The organism is Mastigocoleus sp. MO_188.B34 (assembly GCF_030065675.1).
Classification (GTDB): Bacteria; Cyanobacteriota; Cyanobacteriia; order Cyanobacteriales; family Nostocaceae; genus Mastigocoleus.
The window spans coordinates 1-18,445 of record NZ_JASJDK010000136.1; the positions used below are offsets into that span (position 1 = coordinate 1).

The window sequence follows — 18,445 nt, forward strand, 5'->3', positions numbered from 1 at the left end:
AAGTTTACTTGTGTCTCATCGGGCTTTAGTTTAATACACTCTTGCCAGTTATCTTGATCGATTTCTCTCAAAGTTACAGACATGTTTCTTCCTGAAGTATAAGTATACTACAAGTAACATCAACTCCTTGAGAATCAATTCCAGATAAAAACTAATTTCAGGGAAAAACTAACAACTATAATTTAGATCTCGTACTATAAATATTCAATGTCTTGTTTCGATACCTTATACCGCCATGTCTATCAAGTCTGTTGTTGTCCCCGATCGCTCTGCTGAAAGGAAAACTCTAGATTCTTCTAAAATTTCTGTTCCACCTCTTTTAGGTGCTTCTTTGGAACAGTTACAGAGTTGGGTAAAACAACAGGGACAACCAGCTTATCGGGGAAAGCAGTTACATGACTGGATTTATCATAAGGGTGCGCGTTCCTTAGCTGATATTACAGTTTTTTCTAAACAATGGCGGGCGGAAGTTGCAAATATTCCGGTGGGACGCTCAACTTTACATTATCGTTCAGTTGCTTCCGATGGTACGGTTAAATATCTTTTACGGCTAGCAGATGGTCAAATAGTAGAAACGGTTGGTATTCCTAGTTTCAATAAAGGTAGAACAAAAACAAATCAAACCACAAATTCACGAAAAAACAAAAATTCTGAACGTTTGACTGTGTGTGTTTCAACCCAAGTAGGTTGTCCCATGGCTTGTGATTTTTGTGCTACGGGTAAGGGTGGGTATCAACGTAATTTGGAACGTCATGAAATTGTCGATCAAGTTTTAACAGTCCAAGAAGATTTTGGCGAACGGGTCAGCCATATCGTATTTATGGGTATGGGGGAACCTTTATTAAATATGCAAAATGTTTTGGGTGCGATCGAATCTCTTAATCAGGATGTGGGTATCGGACAGCGTTGTTTGACTTTATCTACTGTAGGTATTCCCGGACGGATTCTTGAATTAGCAGAGTATAAATTACAAGTTACTTTGGCGGTAAGTCTTCACGCTTCTAATCAAGCTTTGCGAGAACAAATTATTCCCAGTGCTCGTCCCTACAAAATAGATGATTTACTTGCTGAATGTCGGGAATATGTGAAAATTACGGGGCGACGGGTATCTTTTGAGTATATTCTTTTGGCTGGCGTGAATGATTTACCAGAACATGCTGTGGAATTAGCAAAAAGATTGCGGGGATTCCAAAGTCACGTAAATTTGATTCCTTATAACCCCATTCAAGAAGTAGATTATAAACGCCCCAGTCGCGATCGGATTCAAGCTTTTACTCAAATACTCGAGCAAAAACATATCGCTGTTAGCGTTCGCTATTCCCGTGGTTTGGAAGCTGATGCTGCTTGCGGACAATTACGGACAAATAAAACCCAGGTATTGAAATAATATAGGAGCCAAGAACCAGGGAAAAAGTTAAATAAGCTTAATCCTGGCTCAATTTACCTAATTTTTTCGTAAATCCTACGATCAAAGTTAACTTTTCGCGTAAATACCCGGAGCATAAGCTTCTATAACTTTATTTGTCCTACTACAAGTCACCATCAAGTAATCGCAATGAGAACATTGAGTTCGCGTTAATTTGCTATCAACAATATGATGTCTTTCTGCTTCGCTACCACAGTTAGGACAGCGAATTTCTTGTATAGTTCGCATTTTAATTCCTCTTGATGTTAAACTTTTTTGTTATGAAAGTTTGTGGTAGCAAGTAAAATTTTCTACCACGTAAAGTGCTAATGTTGGGTAATGGAAAATACTGCTATTGCTTTTTGGTTGGGAATAAATAGCAAATATCACTGAAAAATCAGATTTATTGTGACTTATTAAAACTTTTCAGGCTAAGGGACTCTTTTGTATAAGTTGTAATCTTTATTCTAGTATTTGCATTTGTAAATTATCCAATTTTATATATATTATTTTAATTTTTCAATTGCAGTGTATTTGGTCTTGTTCAGATCCCCGATAATAATTCTCTGAGATTATCTATGTAAGTTATACATTCTAGGCTTTTTGTGACAGATTAAATAACCTGAAAAGTGTTTCCACATAGTCAGGCTTTAAAACTGGAAAAAATATTAACCTAAGAATTAACTGTTAAACTAATACTCAAGAGAACACTAACTCCAGAGGAGTATATTTGTTTGATTTTATAGAGCTAACTTTTATTGACGATCAGCAGTATTTTTTAGTTCAGCTGATAAATCTAACACGTATATAAAAAGTTCGGAACTAAATTGCCATTAGTTAAACTTATTTAATTAATAAGAAAGTTGTTGACGTTGGCAGCATACTCTCAAAATACAGGTGCAAAATCTTCTTTTGAGTTAGCCACAAATTACTGCAATTTGGCTTGAATCTGAATATTTAAATATAAGTTTCATATTTTACAAAAAAACTGATAGACCCCCTATGATTGCTATTGATGTGAATTCTTGCTTGATGGGGAAATATTTTTATGCGATCGCCAACTCGACAACAAAGACGTCAAAAATTAATCGAGCAATATGTTCTATCGCGCCGTACCATGTTGGCACTAATAGGTTTTGCCTGTACTCCAGGTTTAGAAACTTTATTGAACAGTAATACTAAGCCCTCAGAGCCTAAGCCACCTCCTAATCCAGATATTCCTACTTTGCCTCAAAAAGATTCACCTGTGATTCAGCAAGAGCGCCAACTGCAAATCGAACAAACGCGTCAGGAATATCAAGTTGAATTGCGATTACCCAATTCTGTACGCGTGGAAACTTTGCCTCCTCAAGAGGTATTTTCTGAAGGATATAACGCTAACCGAGCAACATTAGGGAAACAAATACAAGCAAATCAACAGGAATTTCTCGCCAATCCTAAGTCTTTTGACGCATTGGATGATTATGCTGCTGTATTTCCTGTTCTTCCTGTGCCGGATATTGCTAATAATTTTCGGGATGATGGAAAATTTGCGATTCAGAGGCTTTATGGTCCCAACCCTATGGAACTGACCAATGTTTTGGCACTTAATTACAATTTGCAGGAAAAATTTGGGATAACAGATGAAATTTTTCAAACAGTGCTGGCAAAGATACGGGGAAGAAAACAGGTTAGGGAAACTCTTGATAGTGCAACTGAAGAGGGGGGTCTATTCGTTACTGATTATGCAATACTCGATACTGTTAATCCTCAAAGCGATAGATTTATAACTGCGCCGATCGCGCTTTATTTAGCTGACAGGAGTCGTGATGGTTATCCATTAATTCCTATTGCTATTCAGTTGGGACAATTACCAGGGGAAAGTTTGCTTTGTACACCCTTGGATGGCGTAGATTGGACTTTAGCTAAACTGATTGCCCAAATGGCAGATTTTTACGTTCATGCAATGGTGCGCCATCTGGGTCAGATTCATCTTTCGATGGAACCAATTGCGTTAGCAACAGTTCGTTCATTAGCTGCTCGCCATCCGGTTAATGTTTTATTAAAACCCCATTTTGAGTTCACTATGGCAGTTAATTTTCTGGCTGATGAGCGGCTCATAAATTCAGGGGGATTTGTGGAAACATTTTTTGTAGGCACTCTGGAAAGCTCGCTTAACCTTGCGGATAGGGGTGTTTCGGAATTATTTAGTAATTTCAGCGAGTTTGCATTTCCCAGGAATTTACATTTGCGTGGTGTGGATGACCGTTCTATGTTGCGAGATTTTCCCTATCGGGATGATGGGTTGTTGCTCTGGAATACTCTAGAGGACTATGTCAGTGAATATATCGGCATTTACTACAGATTGAATCGAGATGTGCGCGAGGATTTCGAATTACAAAATTGGCTCCAGGTTTTAAAAAAATCGATTAGTGATGGAGGTTTTGGTATAGCTTCCTTACCGAAGCAAATTACTAACCGCAACCAGTTGATTGACCTGTTAACACAAATAATTTTCATTGCTGGTCCACAACACTCAGCAATTGCTTGGACTCAATATCAATATATGGCTTTTATTCCCAATATGCCCGGAGCTATCTATAAACCTATTCCTGAAGAGAAAGGAATGTTTGGTAATGAAGATAGCCTGACTAGTTTTCTACCCGATGTAACCCGAACTTTTGCTCAACTTAATCCTATTGCAAGTGTCGGTACCAAGTACGACCCAAAGGCATTTACAGATTTTGGTGCGAACAGTTTTCAAGATCCGCGAGCGATTAAAGTTCTCACAAATTTCCAGCGTCGTCTAGAATTGGTAGAAAAACGAATATTACGGCGAAATAAACGTCGGAAGGAATGTTATCCAGGCTTTCTACCCTCTCGCATGGCTAACAGTACAAGTGGTTGAGATGTTTCCAATAGAGTCAAGCGATCGGAAATTAGAGTTTTTTCTAGTACAACTTTGTGCGTAAAAACTTTGAAAAATCAAGATATTAATCGCTAAAACTTAATCAAAAATTCAAATCTTAAATATCCCAACTTTAAATGAATTTGTTACTCTAGTGATGGTAATGGGTAATGGGTAATGGGTAATTTGATAATGGCACTTTTAGTTATCAGTTACCCATATTTTTTTACCTATGTTTTTTGCACGCGACAAATTAGGCTAAGGATGAAAGTAATTGTAGATTTCTTCTGCTAGACGAGAACCAATTCCTGAGACTTCCGCCAATTGTGCTAGTGTGGCTTGCCGGATATAATCTACAGAACGAAAATGGGCTAGTAATTGTTTTTGTCGATGGTGTCCCAAACCAGGTATTTCATCTAGACGCGATCGCCGCAAAGCATTTGTTCGTTGTTGACGATGGAAACTGACTGCAAACCTATGGGCTTCGTCTCGTAATCTACGTAATAGTTGTACTCCTGCTTGTTCGGGTTCAGTTGCTAGGGGTTGAGATTCTCCAGGTAAAAATATTTCTTCTCGTTTTTTTGCAAGACTCACTACTCGCAAATCTTCCAACAAATTCATTTCCTGTAGAACCGCTACAACTGAGGATAACTGACCTTTACCACCATCTATCATAACTAGATCTGGCCAATCAGGATTACCTACACGCTGTAACTCTGGTTCTTTGATATATTTACGAAACCGACGTCCAATAACCTCAGCAAGAGAAGCAAAGTCATCGGAATGACCAATGGTAACTTCAGGATTTTTAATTTTGTAGTGGCGATAGTGTTGTTTTGCTGGTAACCCATCAACAAATACTACTTGGGAAGCAACTGCATTTGAACCTTGGATATGGGAAATATCATAACCCTCTATGCGACGCGGTAATTCGGGTAAGTCGATAATATTAGCCAAATCTTGCATAGCTTGCTGGTTGCGATCGCTCAATTTTTGCATTCTTTGCAATTCATATTGAGCATTGCGTTCGACCATCTCAATTAATTCTGCCTTGAGTTGTCGTTGAGGATTCAATATCGCTACTTTCTTACCTTTACGTTGACTGAGAATATCTGCCAAAATTTCACCGTCGGGTAAGTCATGTTGAACTAGAATTTCTGTAGGGATTTCAACAGCATCAGCAGTTTGATAATGTTCCTCTAATACTCGTTGTAGAATCGCCCCCATAAAATTTTCACCCGGTGAAAGAGCGGGTACTTCAGCAACATAAGCTAAACGTCCAACTAGTTGTCCGGCGCGAATTTGAAACAGTTGTATGCAAGCATTTTGTTCGCCAGCAGCTAAAGCGATCGCATCCCGAGATACTGTATCATCAGGCAGAGCAACCTTCTGATCAGCATTGAGAGATTTTAAACCAGAAATTTGGTCGCGAATCCGGGCTGCTACCTCAAAATTTAGTTCTTCTGAGGCTTTTTGCATCTGGACTGTTAAAACATCAATCAGTTCGCCAGCCCTACCTTGAAACACCATTGCAATTTTTTGCACAGTTTTGCGGTATTCCTCTGGTGAAATTAATTGTTGACAAACACCAGGACATCTCCCTAAATCGTAATTTAAGCAGGGACGGTCTTTAAACAAAGGTTGACGTCGCTGACGCAAGGGAAATATTCGCTTGCAAATACCCAATATTTGTCGTAGCAACCGAGATTCTGTATAAGGTCCGTAAAATCTATCTTTTGGTTTACCTAATCGACGCTTGCGGGTAATAAAAATACGTGGATAATCTTCTGACCAGGTGATGCAGACATAAGGATATTTTTTATCGTCCTTAAGTAGGACATTAAAGTATGGTTGATGCTGTTTAATTAAGTTCGCTTCTAAGGCTAAAGCCTCTGCTTCAGTATCAGTGACAATAAATTCAATATCTGTCACTTGTTTCACCATTGTGGCGATGCGTTCTGTAAGCCTTTGAGAATCGCGAAAATAAGACCGGACGCGGTTTTTTAACTTCTTTGATTTACCAATATATATAATGCGATCGCTAGCGTCACGCATAAAATAAACGCCTGGTTCTGGGGGAATTTCTTTAAGACGAACTTCAAGGCGTTCTGGGTTTTTGGATAGAGGTACAGGTTGAGTAGATGTTCTCACAAATAGTATTTGGCAATTTTCATAAATCTACCTCTACATATTCTAGAAGATTGGGGACTTCTGGCTGGGGTCAGTGAAAAATAATCGTGATTAATTTTTACTCGTTAGGTTACACAAGGTGCGAGTTTCAAAATCAAGATATTATTGTCAGCAAAGAAGACTTAATGATAAAGATCGACTTAGATACATAAACTACTACAACTAGTAAACGCTTCCTTAATAGCTAATGATAAATTAATCAGATTAATTGGCTTAACAAAGTACCTACTAGCTCCTAGCTTCATCGCCCGCTCCTCATCTGTTTTAAAGGCTAACGCAGAAACTATAAATATAGGTATCCGAGCATATTTATCTTTTTGCTTGAATTCCTCTAATAAACTGTACCCATCAAGGTCTGGAAGCTTTAAATCTAATAAAATTAAATGTGGGTCAAAAGATTCTATCGTTGAAAAAAAGTCTATTCCCCCCGATAAGCTTTTAATATGATATCCACAGTAGTTGAGATAGTCACTAAGTAACATTCTATTAATTTGATGGTCCTCAACTAACAAAATTCTTCTGGGTTGTTGCAACCAATATTGCTCATTTTTCACAAGTAATTGTGCCGTCATTTTTACCTAATCTTCCTAGGTTAAAAATCAATCAACAAAAATCACCAATCATCAAATCCTAATGATTCAAAGTTAGCAAAATAAATATGAGAATTCACGTCCCATAAAATGATGAATTAATTATTCCAACTATTTTATAGATCTCGGCTAAATATATTGACCAAATTTCTATCTTAAAATGATGGCTATCTCTGTTGTGATAAATCATTTGTAAACAAAATATCGAAATTGCCCAGGTAAAATTAATCCACTTGATGAAAGGTAATTAATTCACACTAATACCTAAAATTATTCATGGATATTTGCTATATCTAAATAGAATAATACAACTATCTAAATAAGGGAAATCTAAAATCTGACTGTGTAATTCTATCCTAAATAAGAAATTTAAGCAAAAAATAGATATTTTATTAATTTTATTTAAATTTATCTAGTACAAACAATTTTAGTGTTTGCTTAATCATTGAAGGAAGAAAATAAAGTTTATAGCTCTGAAGTGATTAATAATAATTAAATCCGTTAAATATAGTGTTAGCTAAAATTTTATAAGTAACACTGTATCTGAATATTTATTAGAGAAAATAATTTATGCGTATCCTTTAGACTCCTACAATATATGACCCCTATTTATTTTGTAGGAAGTATGATCTGACAGTTCTGTTAAAAGAAAAGTTTAGTCCTGAGGAAACAATAGAAAATCATTTATCTTATTTACCGTTAAACTATATTACCTATTGTTCTGTTGGTATTGTCCTAAACAATGTTAAATAAATTTTGACCGCTCACCTAAAGATAGTGTGTACAATTTTTATGATACAAGTAAGTACCGTTGGAATAGCTCAAATATATCTAAATTTTTCTCTTTAAAGATTAATTATTTGCTTACGCCAATTTTTTTTACACAAAGGAAAAGTCAGGCTAAGAATTATCCTTAAAAAAGATCCCCAATGGGTTCTATATGACGTCTGTGCCAATAATATTAGTCTTATGTGAACCATATTGAAATATAGGTTTATAATTTCGTCTTCAAAACTAGAGCGTACACATGGGTGGAATGTATCAAAAAATATTGACTTAGAGCTAAAATTACTTAGGATTACCTTATAATTTTCTTCGCATGATTTTGATCTTGTGAAAAAATAAAGTGGTGCAAAACCAGCTGGTTAAATGTGTCTGATATAACATTTATTAAATACTTAACTTGATGTTAAATATCATGAGTCAAAAATTAGTAGTGTCACTTACTTGTTTGATTTTTGTATATCAATTTCGTGATTTTACTGTAGCTGCAAAGGAATAAATGCAATTCTTTGAGAATTTGAGGGTCTAGCTAGGTTAATAGCTCATAGATATTAAGGTTAGTTTAATATTGCTTGACTCCTAAATTAAAAAAAATTACAAGCCATAACACTGAAAAGTGTAAATGATTTTTTGTTGATTTAAGTCTTAATTTTAGCGGTAAAATTAGCATTAAAAAATTTAGCAGCTTAGCAATGATAATCTAAAATTATTTCATTATCAGCGATTAAACTTATAATCAACAGTTTATTGCAAGACAATATAACAATATAAAAATCTGGTGCTATTGGGTTATAAAACCTTTGTAGAGACGTATAATTATTTCCTCACACCTTATAAATTAAGTTTGGGTTTCATGAAGCAAAAATTTTGATTGAGGAAAATAGCTACCCTCAAACTAATTAGTCCCAACAAAAACAGTATATTCATATATTTGAAAGCCTAAAACTCATACTTCTGCATCGCATTCTACCAAGTGAACGCATCTTGAAGAAGTTATTGTTTGGAGTAATGAGAGTTTTTGCAAACTAAGTTTTCTGGAAATTTAGCTTAATTCTAATCAATTTTAGTTTTAGTATATATAAACACCTTTAACAAAAACAGTATTAATGAATTACTTCACAAGGCATCTGAAGGAGTATAGTTAACTCATGGTGAAATGGCCTATCATCAGAAGACTAACAGCGACATTTGTATTGTTATTATTTGTAGTGTTGGTAAATGCCGAAGTTACCTATAATTGCACTGTTAAGCTGATAGAAGCCCAAAATATAGCATTTGATTCTGAAAGGGCGATTGCTCAACTAGAAAGAATTATCTCCTCATTTAAAGATATTGAAATCTTAGAAGATCAATACTTGTTGACTAAAAATGTTCATAAACTCAACGAAACATCTTTTGTCATTCATAGGGATATTTTGGAATATATCCAGAATTTGCAGGAATTAACGCTAGAACGACCACAGTTACAACAAAAGATAGACATAATAAAACGGAAAATAAATAATAATTTTAATTTACTTGTATCAGATATTAATTCAGTACAAAAAAATCTCAATCCACAAACAGATTTAGAAAACTTAAATTTTTCAGGTAATTACAGTCCAAATCAAAGTATAAAACAGACTCTACTTGGGGAAAATATTCAGCAACTAATTCAAAACATGGAAGTTGAAGAAGAAAACCTACTAAAGCAACACATTAATCAACTCCATAAAAGTTTACAACGGATATTTGTAATACTTTGGATTACAATTGTCGTAGATTTATCGTTAGTGGTTCTACTATATTATTTTTTCAAAAATTATATTAGCCAACTCCAAGAAACCGAAATTACTAGAAAATTGCGCGACAGCAAAACCCGCGAACGAGCCAATTTATTAGATATAGCTATAGATGCTATTTCGCTTCAAAATATTTGTGAAGAAATTTTATATTGGAACCAAGGTGCTGAAAATCTTTACGGTTGGACATCCCCTGAGGTAGTGGGAAAGCATATCTCAAAGGTATTAGATACAAAAGCTTTAGCTCAACAAAAACAAGCTCTTGGAATAGTTCTTGAGCAAGGTGAATGGCGAGGAGAACTCACTCAAGTAAGTAAAAATGGTAAAGAAATTACAGTCGAAAGTAGCTGGACTTTAGTAAGAGATGAAAGCGGTAAGCCAAAATCGATTTTAACTATTGATCGCGAAATTACCAGAAAAAAAGAGTTGGAAGCGCAGCTTTTGCGATCGCAGCGTTTAGAAAGTATCGGTACTTTAGCTGGTGGAATTGCTCACGACCTGAATAATATTTTGGCACCAATACTAATGTCAGTGCAGTTGTTGCAGATGAGATTAAATGATGAACAAAACCAACAACTACTAAAAACTTTAGAAAAAAATGTCCAAAGGGGAGCAAATTTAGTCAAGCAGGTTTTGTGGTTCGCTAGAGGTATGGAAAGTAAGCGAACGATTGTGGAGGTCAAGCAATTAATTTCTGAAATCGAACAAATTGTGACAGAAACATTTCCCAAGTCTATTAACTGCAAAACCAGTATCCCAGAGCGACTTGGTTGTGTTTGTGGTGATATGACTCAGTTACACCAAGTTTTGGTAAATTTAGTTCTCAACGCCCGCGATGCAATGTCTGATGGAGGTAACTTAAATATTTCTGCCACCAATATTACCATTGACGAACACTATGCCAAAATGAACATTGATGCTCAAGTTGGTCATTATGTGGTAGTAACTGTGGCTGATACTGGTATTGGTATACCCAGTCAAATTAAAGAAAGAATTTTTGAGCCATTTTTTACTACTAAAAATATTGGTCAGGGTACTGGATTGGGTCTTTCTACGGCGCTGGGTATAGTTAAAAGTCATGGTGGTTTTGTGAATGTTTACAGTGAATTAGGTAAAGGAACCCAATTTCAAGTTTATTTACCTTCCTGCAGTCAAAAAGAAAAAATCACACATGTAGTTGAGCCTGAAGTTTTCAATGGTGCGGGCGAGTTAATATTGGTTGTAGATGATGAAGCTGCAATTCGAGAAGCAACTAAATCTTCTTTGGAAATCTATAATTATCAAGTCATGACTGCTAGTGATGGAGTGGAAGCAGTTTCGGTATATGCCGAATATCAACAGTCTATTAGCGTGGTACTGTTAGATATGATGATGCCAATAATGGATGGATCTTTAACTATTCGCACCTTACAAAAAATTAATAGTGCAGTCAAAATTATTGGTATTAGTGGATTATTGTCCAATCAAAATATAGCCGAAAATGCAGGTGTGGGAGTTAAAGCATTTTTATCAAAACCTTGTACGGCGAAGGAATTATTACAAACAATTAATTTAGTGATTGCTGGAGACGTATAAACATAGAATAAGGGGTAAGAAGTAAGGAGTAGTGAGTAATGTTAGCGTAAGCGGGGCGCGTTCACAAAGTGTTGGCGGGGCGTAAGCACAGACACTTTAGTGTCTACGGCGCACAGTAATGAGTAATGAGTAATGAGTTAGGAATAATACCAAATCCGATTTTTAAAACCCCTTTATATTTTTTGGGATTTCCCCCCACACTTCCCACACTTTCCTTTCTCATTCAAAAAAGGAAAGGGGTAATTAACCCGGATATAAGAGGTCAGGAGTCGGAATCTTAGCTGTGGATGGGCTTGTAACATCTAATGCGTAAAATTTAAAGTCTGTAGATGGTGACATAAGTCACAAATAATTAATTTTATAAGCTATATTTAGCTTAATATCTTGTATTGGAAAAAATTACCTCAGGCAATTCTTGAATTGAAAACTCAAGGATAAGTAGCCAATAATTTTTAGTTTCAATAGTAACTTCAATAATACTTAAATTTACATAATAATATAGCTATGACCTTGTACGCGGAATTACATAGGCATCTCGGTGGTTCAGTTGTACCTCGTATTTTGTGGCGTTACTTTCAACGAAATTCCTCCGATAAAATTTCCCAATTTGTTGAATATACAGATTTTGAAGAGTTTTATACTCGCAAGCGTAACACTCTTGATGAATATTTAGAACTACATACCCTAGTAGAAAGCGTACAAACAGAAAATAGTTTGCCTTACTTTATTTATCGCTTACTAAGGGGTGCTTACATTTTTGAGAATCTAGCATATTTAGAATTACGATATACACCCTATTTAAGGACGCCAGAAGACTTAAGTCAGTCTCAAAGAATCGATCTGATGGCTTCGATTGTAGATATTGTCGGTAAAACTAGTAATTCATTGGAGTATCCGATCGTTACTAGCCAAATTCTATGCATGCATTCCCGCCTTCCCTATGAAGTAAATAAGGCAATTGTAGATTTGGCAGCCCAAAAGCGAGAATATGTTTGTGCGGTAGACTTGGCTGGAGGCGATCGCTACTATAGAGAACGCTTGGATGAGTTAGTCAAGTTATACGAGTATGCTTTGTCTTTAGGGATCAAAACCACTGGACATGTTTATGAAACGAGGGATGGTTGCTATCGAGAGTTATTACCTTATCTAATGAGGATAGGACACGGCATTCAAATTCCTCTACTTCACCCTGAACTACTTCCAGATTTAGCACAACGCAAACAGTGTTTAGAAATCTGTCCTACCACTTATATTAAAACTGGAACCCTCGAAGATATTCGGCAGTTAAAATTAGTATTCGAGCGTTGTTTTGATGCTGGGGTAGATATTGCTATTTGTACCGATAATGCTGGTTTGCACAATGTCAGGTTACCATTTGAATATGAGAACTTACTGACCTACGACATTATTAACTTTGAAATGCTTCAAAATTGTCAGGAGGCTGCATTTCGTCACGCTTTTGCATGGCCTTATGGGGAACGTCCCGCATCAATTTTAAATGATATTTATTCTCGAAATAACTCGAAATAGTAGGTAATAGGTAATAGGTAGTTGGTAAGCATTAGGAAAATAACCAATTAATAAAAAATATTATTTTTGTGCAAATATCAATCTATCAATCATCAGATTTTTCTCTGTAAGTCTTTAAAATTTAATCAAGTTTGATTGTGAAATATGAATAAGTTGCTCAACTGCTTGTGAAATAGCAAAGTTTTATTGGAAAATTCCATTGAAATGCAATTCTGTAAGGCAGGGTTAATTAAGAGTAAACGACTCCTACAAAAAGATGGCATCTACAATTCAAGAATTACCGACGGAATTAGTGCATTTGATTGCAGCTGGAGAGGTAATTGATTCTTTTGCTGCAGTAGTTCGAGAACTGGTAGAAAATTCTGTAGATGCCGGTGCTACCAGAATTGTAGTTTCAATTTGGCCATCTCAGTGGCGCTTAACAGTAGCTGATAATGGCTGTGGAATGACTTGGGAAGATTTGCAGCGAGCAGCGATTCCCCATAGCACAAGTAAGATTCGCACTTGCGGAGATTTGTGGAAGATTAACAGTTTGGGTTTTCGTGGCGAAGCCTTACATAGTTTATCTACATTGGGAAGTCTGGAAATTTTAAGTCGCCCATCCACAGGAGATATGGGACGAAGAGCAGTATACAACAGTGAAGGAAAAATTATTTCCTCGGAAGCAGTGGCGATCGCACCAGGTACTGTAGTAACTGTCTCAGATCTATTTGGAAAATTTCCTGCCCGTCGTCGCAGTTTACCGGCGATAGGACGACAGATCAAAGCCGTACAAAAAATTATCGAGCAAATAGCTTTATGCCATCCTCAGTTAACTTGGCAAGTATGGCAAAACAATCGTAAATGGTTTAGCTTATGTCCTGCAACATCAACTGCAAAGCTTCTACCACAGATTTTACCTCGTCTGCGCAATGGTGATTTAGAAGAATTACAGTTAAAAATTCCTGATCCACTCCAAGAAGATGAAGAGGTCAGTTTCACCGCAAGCTCGCAAATAGATTCACAAGTAAAGTTACAAATAAATTCAACCAAAAATTTACCTACGAGTTATCGGGTAAAAGAAAATAACAGTAAAGTATCGCCAATTTTGTCAGATACTAAAGCTGAAAAGCAAAGGTATTCTACCTTAAATCTCGTTTTAGGATTACCAGACCGCTGTCATCGTCATCGTCCTGACTGGGTAAGAGTCGCAGTGAATGGCAGAATGGTCAAATCACCGGAACTAGAACAAACAATTGTTAGTTCCCTTGCTCGAACTTTACCGCGTGATCGCTATCCCCTATGCTTGCTACATTATTCCATTTCCCCGCAACAAGTGGACTGGAACCGCAACCCAGCAAAAAGCAGAATTTATCTCAAACAGATAGATTATTGGCAAAAACAAGTGGAACAGGCTATTGATCGAGCGCTGCGAATTAATGCCGACACAATTAAATTTTCAGTACAAAACACTCGAGTTAGTAAGTTAATTAAAGCTGCGGAATCAAAAGCCGCCTATCATGTTGGATCGCAAAACTCTATTAATGGCGAACAAGGTAATTCTACAGTAGATATACATGCATCAAAAACCCATTCATTTAATATAAATGGGTCAGATTTAAATAATTCTAACTTAAATAATTCTCCATCAAATATCCAATTTTTAAAAGCTGTTGCTCAGGTTAATAAAACATATATCGTTGCTGAACATCCAGGTGGTGTGTGGTTAATCGAACAGCACATAGCACACGAACGAGTTTTGTACGAACAATTGTGCGATCGCTGGAAACTTGTACCGGTTGAACCAGCGATTATTCTTTATCAATTATCCATAGCCCAAGTAGAACAATTGCAGCGTATCGGTATAGATATCGAACCCTTTGGCGAGCGACTCTGGGCTGTGAGATCTATTCCAGGGTTATTGCAAAACCGGGATGACTGCGCCGAAGCCTTAATCGAACTGAGTTGGGGAGGTGACTTACAAACAGCACAAGTTGCGGTTGCTTGTCGCAGTGCAATTCGTAACGGTACACCCCTAAGTTTAGAACAAATGCAGTCTTTATTAGACGAATGGCTGCGTACCCGTAATCCTCATACCTGTCCCCACGGACGCCCTATTTATTTATCTTTAACTGAATCCTCTTTATCTAAATATTTCCGGCGTCATTGGGTCATCGGTAAAAGTCACGGAATTTAATGGGTCATTTTATTGCTTTCCTCAGGAATGATTCTTTCCTCAGTAATGATTGTTTTGTTACTTAATTAAAGTTTGATCGTTTTTTTACTTTTAATATAAACAAAACTCATGTATTTTGAGATATGAGAAGCATTGAATTGAGCGAGGGGTTTACTTTACTAAGGAAAAAGGTTTTCTTGATAGAGTGTTGTTAGAGTTAAAAAATAAACTTCAAAATATGAATATAATACCAAAATACTCTGATATTTACAGGTGTTTGACTGCCTAGTATAAGAATAATAATATACCATCAAGTTAATACTCAGGATAATAATCTATTTTTCTGAAATATTTTATAAAATAATTTTTCTATTCAAAATAGTTAATGAAAAACAGTATTTTATTTAGTATTGCATTGAGTCTTAGTAGCTTATTAGCGGTTACTAGCTGCTTTGATAGGGACAGCACTGAGCCTGAACTTCAAGTGCAACAAGAAATAAAAATAGTTGGTTCAAGTAGCACTTATCAAGCTACAAAAATATTAGCCAAAGCTTATGAGAACAAAACTGTTAACGTAAAATTTACTTTTTTACCTAAAAGTCAATCCTCTAGTGGTATTGCTGGTGTAAGGAAAGGGTTAGTAGATATTGGTACAGTCAGTCGCACCCTTAAACCTGAAGAAGATGATAGTTCTGTTGTATACCGAGAATTTGTTAAAGATGCTTTGGTTGTTGGTATTCACCGTAGCGTTAAGGGAGTCCGTAATTTACAAACTTATCAGCTAAAAGCGATATACAGCGGTAGAGTAACTAACTGGCAAGATCTGGGGGGAAGCAAGGGGAAGATAGTAGTTTTAGATCGCCCTGAAGACGATTCTGGTAAAAGACTTTTACGGGAATATTACTTGGGTAAAGAACTGAAAAATGCACCTGAAGCAGTAATTATGCGTCACGAACCAGAATTAGTAAACGCATTAAATAATACTCCTCATAGCATAGGTACTTTTTCCTTAGCTTATGCCTTATCCAATAAATTATCAGTAAAACGCCTCAGTCTTAATAATGTCGAAGCTACAACTAAAAATGTACGGATAGGCAAATATAAAATGGTGCGTGAATTAGGAATAGTTTACAGCAAAAAACCCACTTCTAAAACTCAAGGCTTTGTGGATTTCATCTTTAGCAAACAGGGTCAAGAAGTTTTACAACAATCTGGTTTTGTCCCATCTTTAGAGGAATCATAATCAATGCTTTTGGGTAAGTATTATAAACTACCTTTAAAAATTAAAATCATTTTACCCTTATTATCGGTTCTTATTATTATTTGGGCTTTAGCAACAATTACTTTTGGGTATTTTTTCAGTTATAACCTCGAAAATAAGTTAAGGTCGGAAACAGAAGAAGTATCTTCAACAGTATTAGAGTCTTTTGAGAGACGAAAACAATTATTATTTTTAAAAGCAAGGTGGATTGCAGAATCTAAAGAAGTTTCACTATTAGTTAATAATAGTAAAAAATCAGCTTTAAGTCGCTACTTATTACCTCTCAAAGAATCATTAGAACTAGATTTAATTAAAGTTATAGATAAAAAAGGTGTAACACTTGCAGATGTTCGTCAAGGAGAAATTGAACAAACAAAATTAAATCATAAATTTCTTCATGAAGCCGCAAGTATTGGAATAGATATTTTTGATGTAGTTACTGTTGATAAGAAGCAATTCTCTGTATTGGTTGCTTTAACTTCAGTTAAATCCAGAAAAGAAATTCTTGGTGGGGTAATAATTGGAAAGACCATTAATGACGAAACATTAGCAGAAATCAGAGCGCAAACACAACCACATTTAGTTATTTTTCATGACAAAAAAGTCACAGCTTCAACATTAGAAATAGCAAAAAAAAATAATTGGCAACCACCACCGATAAAATCACAACCAGTATTAGTCAATATCGGGGATGAAGAATTTATTGCCAAATCTATCAACATGATGGGTTTAAACGGCAATCAAGTCAAAATAGTACTATTGAATTCCGTTACCCCTTTAAGGGAAAATCAGCAGCACTTGTGGATTTATATAATTATATTTTCTGTTGTCGGAACTACTATATTTAGTATTACTGTTACCAAACTGACAAACTTAGTTACTCGTAGAATTATCTATTTAACTAATGCTACTCAAAAATTAGCTAGTGGTGATTTTAGTGCCAGAATTAAAATTACTGATAATGATGAAATTTCTAGTTTAGCGAAAAGTTTTAATTATATGGTAGAGCAAGTATCTTTACTCTTAGAAAAACAAAAAGAAGCTAATAAAAAATTAGAAGAATATAATCAAAATCTAGAAAATATAGTTCAAAATAGAACATATGAATTAAAACAAAAAAATTCTGAACTAAAAAATCTTCTTCAAGAATTACAGTGCACCCAAGCCCAAATGATTCAGGGTGAGAAAATGTCTAGTTTAGGACAAATGATTGTAGGAATTGCCCATGAAATTAACAATCCAGTCAGCTTTGTATATGGAAATATAGTTCCGGCTATTGACTATGCAAAAGATTTACTGCATTTAATTGAACTTTATCAAAAGCACTACCCCGAGCCTGACAAAGAAATTCAGGATGAGATTCAAGCAATAGAGCTTGATTATGTTAGAAATGATTTTACAAAACTTCTAAATTCAATGGCAATCGGAAGTGAAAGGATTCGTAAAATTGTCTTATCTCTACGTAACTTCTCTCGCCTTGACGAAGATGAATTTAAACGGGTTGATATTCATGAAGGTATAGATAATACTCTGATGATTTTACAAAATCGCTTGAAAGTACAGTCAAATCGTCCAGAGATCAAAATCGTTAAAGAGTATTCTTCTTTACCTTTGGTTGATTGTTATCCCGGGCAACTCAATCAAGTATTTATGAACCTTTTTGTTAATGCAATTGATGCTTTAGATGAATATAATTTACACAGAACACCAGAAGAAATTAAAGCTAATTCTAGTTATATAAAGATTTCTACTGAAGTTAATAATGATGAATGGATTATGATTCGAATTTATGATAATGGACCAGGTATTTCAGATAGAATAAAACCAAGATTATTCGACCCATTTTTTACAACTAAAGAAGTTGGTAAAGGTACGGGTTTAGGATTATCAATTAGTTATCAGATTATTGTAGATAAACATAGCGGAAAGTTAAATTTTTCTTCAAAAGAAGGCAAAGGTACGGAATTTGTAGTTGAAATACCCGTCAAGCAATTATCTTAAATTAAAATATAATATAAAGGCATTTATAATATCATATATAAATATATTTTTATTTTTGATGTTTTGAATATAAAAGCTTAATTCATAATTTTTTAATTCCTCATATTACCGAGAATTTAAACTGAGAATTTGAGGATTTCAATATTATTATATCTAATCAAAAAATAGATGTATCATAAGTTTTTTGTTTGGCTATATATTAGCCTAGATTTCCTTAAAATTACATTTATATATCGTATTAATAAATCAAAACGAATGTAGTCTACAACACCCATATTTTTAGATTG

The 18,445-nt window shown here is 35.3% G+C and carries 10 protein-coding genes; 7 read left to right on the top strand and 3 right to left on the bottom strand.

Annotation, left to right across the window (positions count from 1 at the left end; all coding sequences use genetic code 11):
* The first annotated feature begins 235 nt into the window (after positions 1 to 235).
* Positions 236 to 1,387 (top strand): 23S rRNA (adenine(2503)-C(2))-methyltransferase RlmN, encoded by a 1,152-nt coding sequence (gene rlmN, locus QNJ50_RS23995; RefSeq protein WP_300640609.1) that lies wholly within the window; start codon positions 236 to 238, stop codon positions 1,385 to 1,387.
* A gap of 87 nt (positions 1,388 to 1,474) precedes the next feature.
* Here the strand turns inward: rlmN and QNJ50_RS24000 are convergent, their stop codons facing one another.
* A complete protein-coding gene (locus QNJ50_RS24000) occupies positions 1,475 to 1,654 on the bottom strand; it encodes a replication restart DNA helicase PriA (protein WP_300640611.1) in 180 nt (59 codons plus the stop codon).
* Between the two features lie 799 nt (positions 1,655 to 2,453).
* On the opposite strand from QNJ50_RS24000, the gene QNJ50_RS24005 reads away from it, so the two are divergent.
* Entirely contained in the window at positions 2,454 to 4,292 is a 1,839-nt protein-coding gene (locus QNJ50_RS24005; RefSeq protein ID WP_300640613.1) for a lipoxygenase family protein, read from the top strand.
* 258 nt (positions 4,293 to 4,550) lie between these two features.
* Here the strand turns inward: QNJ50_RS24005 and uvrC are convergent, their stop codons facing one another.
* Together uvrC and QNJ50_RS24015 are read right to left on the bottom strand one after the other, a co-directional pair.
* Positions 4,551 to 6,443, bottom strand: a complete 1,893-nt coding sequence (gene uvrC / locus QNJ50_RS24010; RefSeq protein ID WP_300640615.1) for an excinuclease ABC subunit UvrC — start codon at positions 6,441 to 6,443, stop codon at positions 4,551 to 4,553.
* 179 nt (positions 6,444 to 6,622) lie between these two features.
* On the bottom strand, positions 6,623 to 7,054 hold the full coding sequence (locus QNJ50_RS24015) for a response regulator (RefSeq protein WP_300640617.1): 432 nt from the start codon (positions 7,052 to 7,054) through the stop codon (positions 6,623 to 6,625).
* Between the two features lie 1,949 nt (positions 7,055 to 9,003).
* Between QNJ50_RS24015 and QNJ50_RS24020 the strand changes: the two genes are divergently transcribed.
* From QNJ50_RS24020 to QNJ50_RS24040, 5 genes are all read left to right on the top strand, one after another.
* On the top strand, positions 9,004 to 11,211 hold the full coding sequence (locus QNJ50_RS24020; protein ID WP_300640619.1) for an ATP-binding protein: 2,208 nt from the start codon (positions 9,004 to 9,006) through the stop codon (positions 11,209 to 11,211).
* A gap of 504 nt (positions 11,212 to 11,715) precedes the next feature.
* Positions 11,716 to 12,741 carry an adenosine deaminase gene (locus QNJ50_RS24025; protein ID WP_300640621.1) on the top strand — a complete coding sequence of 342 codons (1,026 nt, stop codon included), beginning with the start codon at positions 11,716 to 11,718 and terminating at the stop codon, positions 12,739 to 12,741.
* 256 nt (positions 12,742 to 12,997) lie between these two features.
* Positions 12,998 to 14,917 carry a DNA mismatch repair endonuclease MutL gene (gene mutL, locus QNJ50_RS24030; protein WP_300640623.1) on the top strand — a complete coding sequence of 640 codons (1,920 nt, stop codon included), beginning with the start codon at positions 12,998 to 13,000 and terminating at the stop codon, positions 14,915 to 14,917.
* 364 nt (positions 14,918 to 15,281) lie between these two features.
* Positions 15,282 to 16,139, top strand: coding sequence for a substrate-binding domain-containing protein (locus QNJ50_RS24035; RefSeq protein WP_300640625.1), 858 nt, complete (start codon positions 15,282 to 15,284; stop codon positions 16,137 to 16,139).
* A gap of 3 nt (positions 16,140 to 16,142) precedes the next feature.
* Positions 16,143 to 18,158 carry an ATP-binding protein gene (locus tag QNJ50_RS24040; protein WP_300640627.1) on the top strand — a complete coding sequence of 672 codons (2,016 nt, stop codon included), beginning with the start codon at positions 16,143 to 16,145 and terminating at the stop codon, positions 18,156 to 18,158.
* Positions 18,159 to 18,445: the final 287 nt, after the last annotated feature.

What these genes read in the sequence shown, in the direction of transcription:
- QNJ50_RS24040 (WP_300640627.1), top strand. Translation starts at nt 16,143, where the DNA reads ATGCTTTTGGGTAAGTATTATAAACTACCTTTAAAAATTAAAATCATT.
- QNJ50_RS24005 (WP_300640613.1), top strand. Translation starts at nt 2,454, where the DNA reads ATGCGATCGCCAACTCGACAACAAAGACGTCAAAAATTAATCGAGCAA.
- mutL (WP_300640623.1), top strand. Translation starts at nt 12,998, where the DNA reads ATGGCATCTACAATTCAAGAATTACCGACGGAATTAGTGCATTTGATT.
- rlmN (WP_300640609.1), top strand. Translation starts at nt 236, where the DNA reads ATGTCTATCAAGTCTGTTGTTGTCCCCGATCGCTCTGCTGAAAGGAAA.
- QNJ50_RS24035 (WP_300640625.1), top strand. Translation starts at nt 15,282, where the DNA reads ATGAAAAACAGTATTTTATTTAGTATTGCATTGAGTCTTAGTAGCTTA.
- QNJ50_RS24015 (WP_300640617.1), bottom strand. Translation starts at nt 7,054, where the DNA reads ATGACGGCACAATTACTTGTGAAAAATGAGCAATATTGGTTGCAACAA.
- QNJ50_RS24000 (WP_300640611.1), bottom strand. Translation starts at nt 1,654, where the DNA reads ATGCGAACTATACAAGAAATTCGCTGTCCTAACTGTGGTAGCGAAGCA.
- QNJ50_RS24025 (WP_300640621.1), top strand. Translation starts at nt 11,716, where the DNA reads ATGACCTTGTACGCGGAATTACATAGGCATCTCGGTGGTTCAGTTGTA.
- QNJ50_RS24020 (WP_300640619.1), top strand. Translation starts at nt 9,004, where the DNA reads ATGGTGAAATGGCCTATCATCAGAAGACTAACAGCGACATTTGTATTG.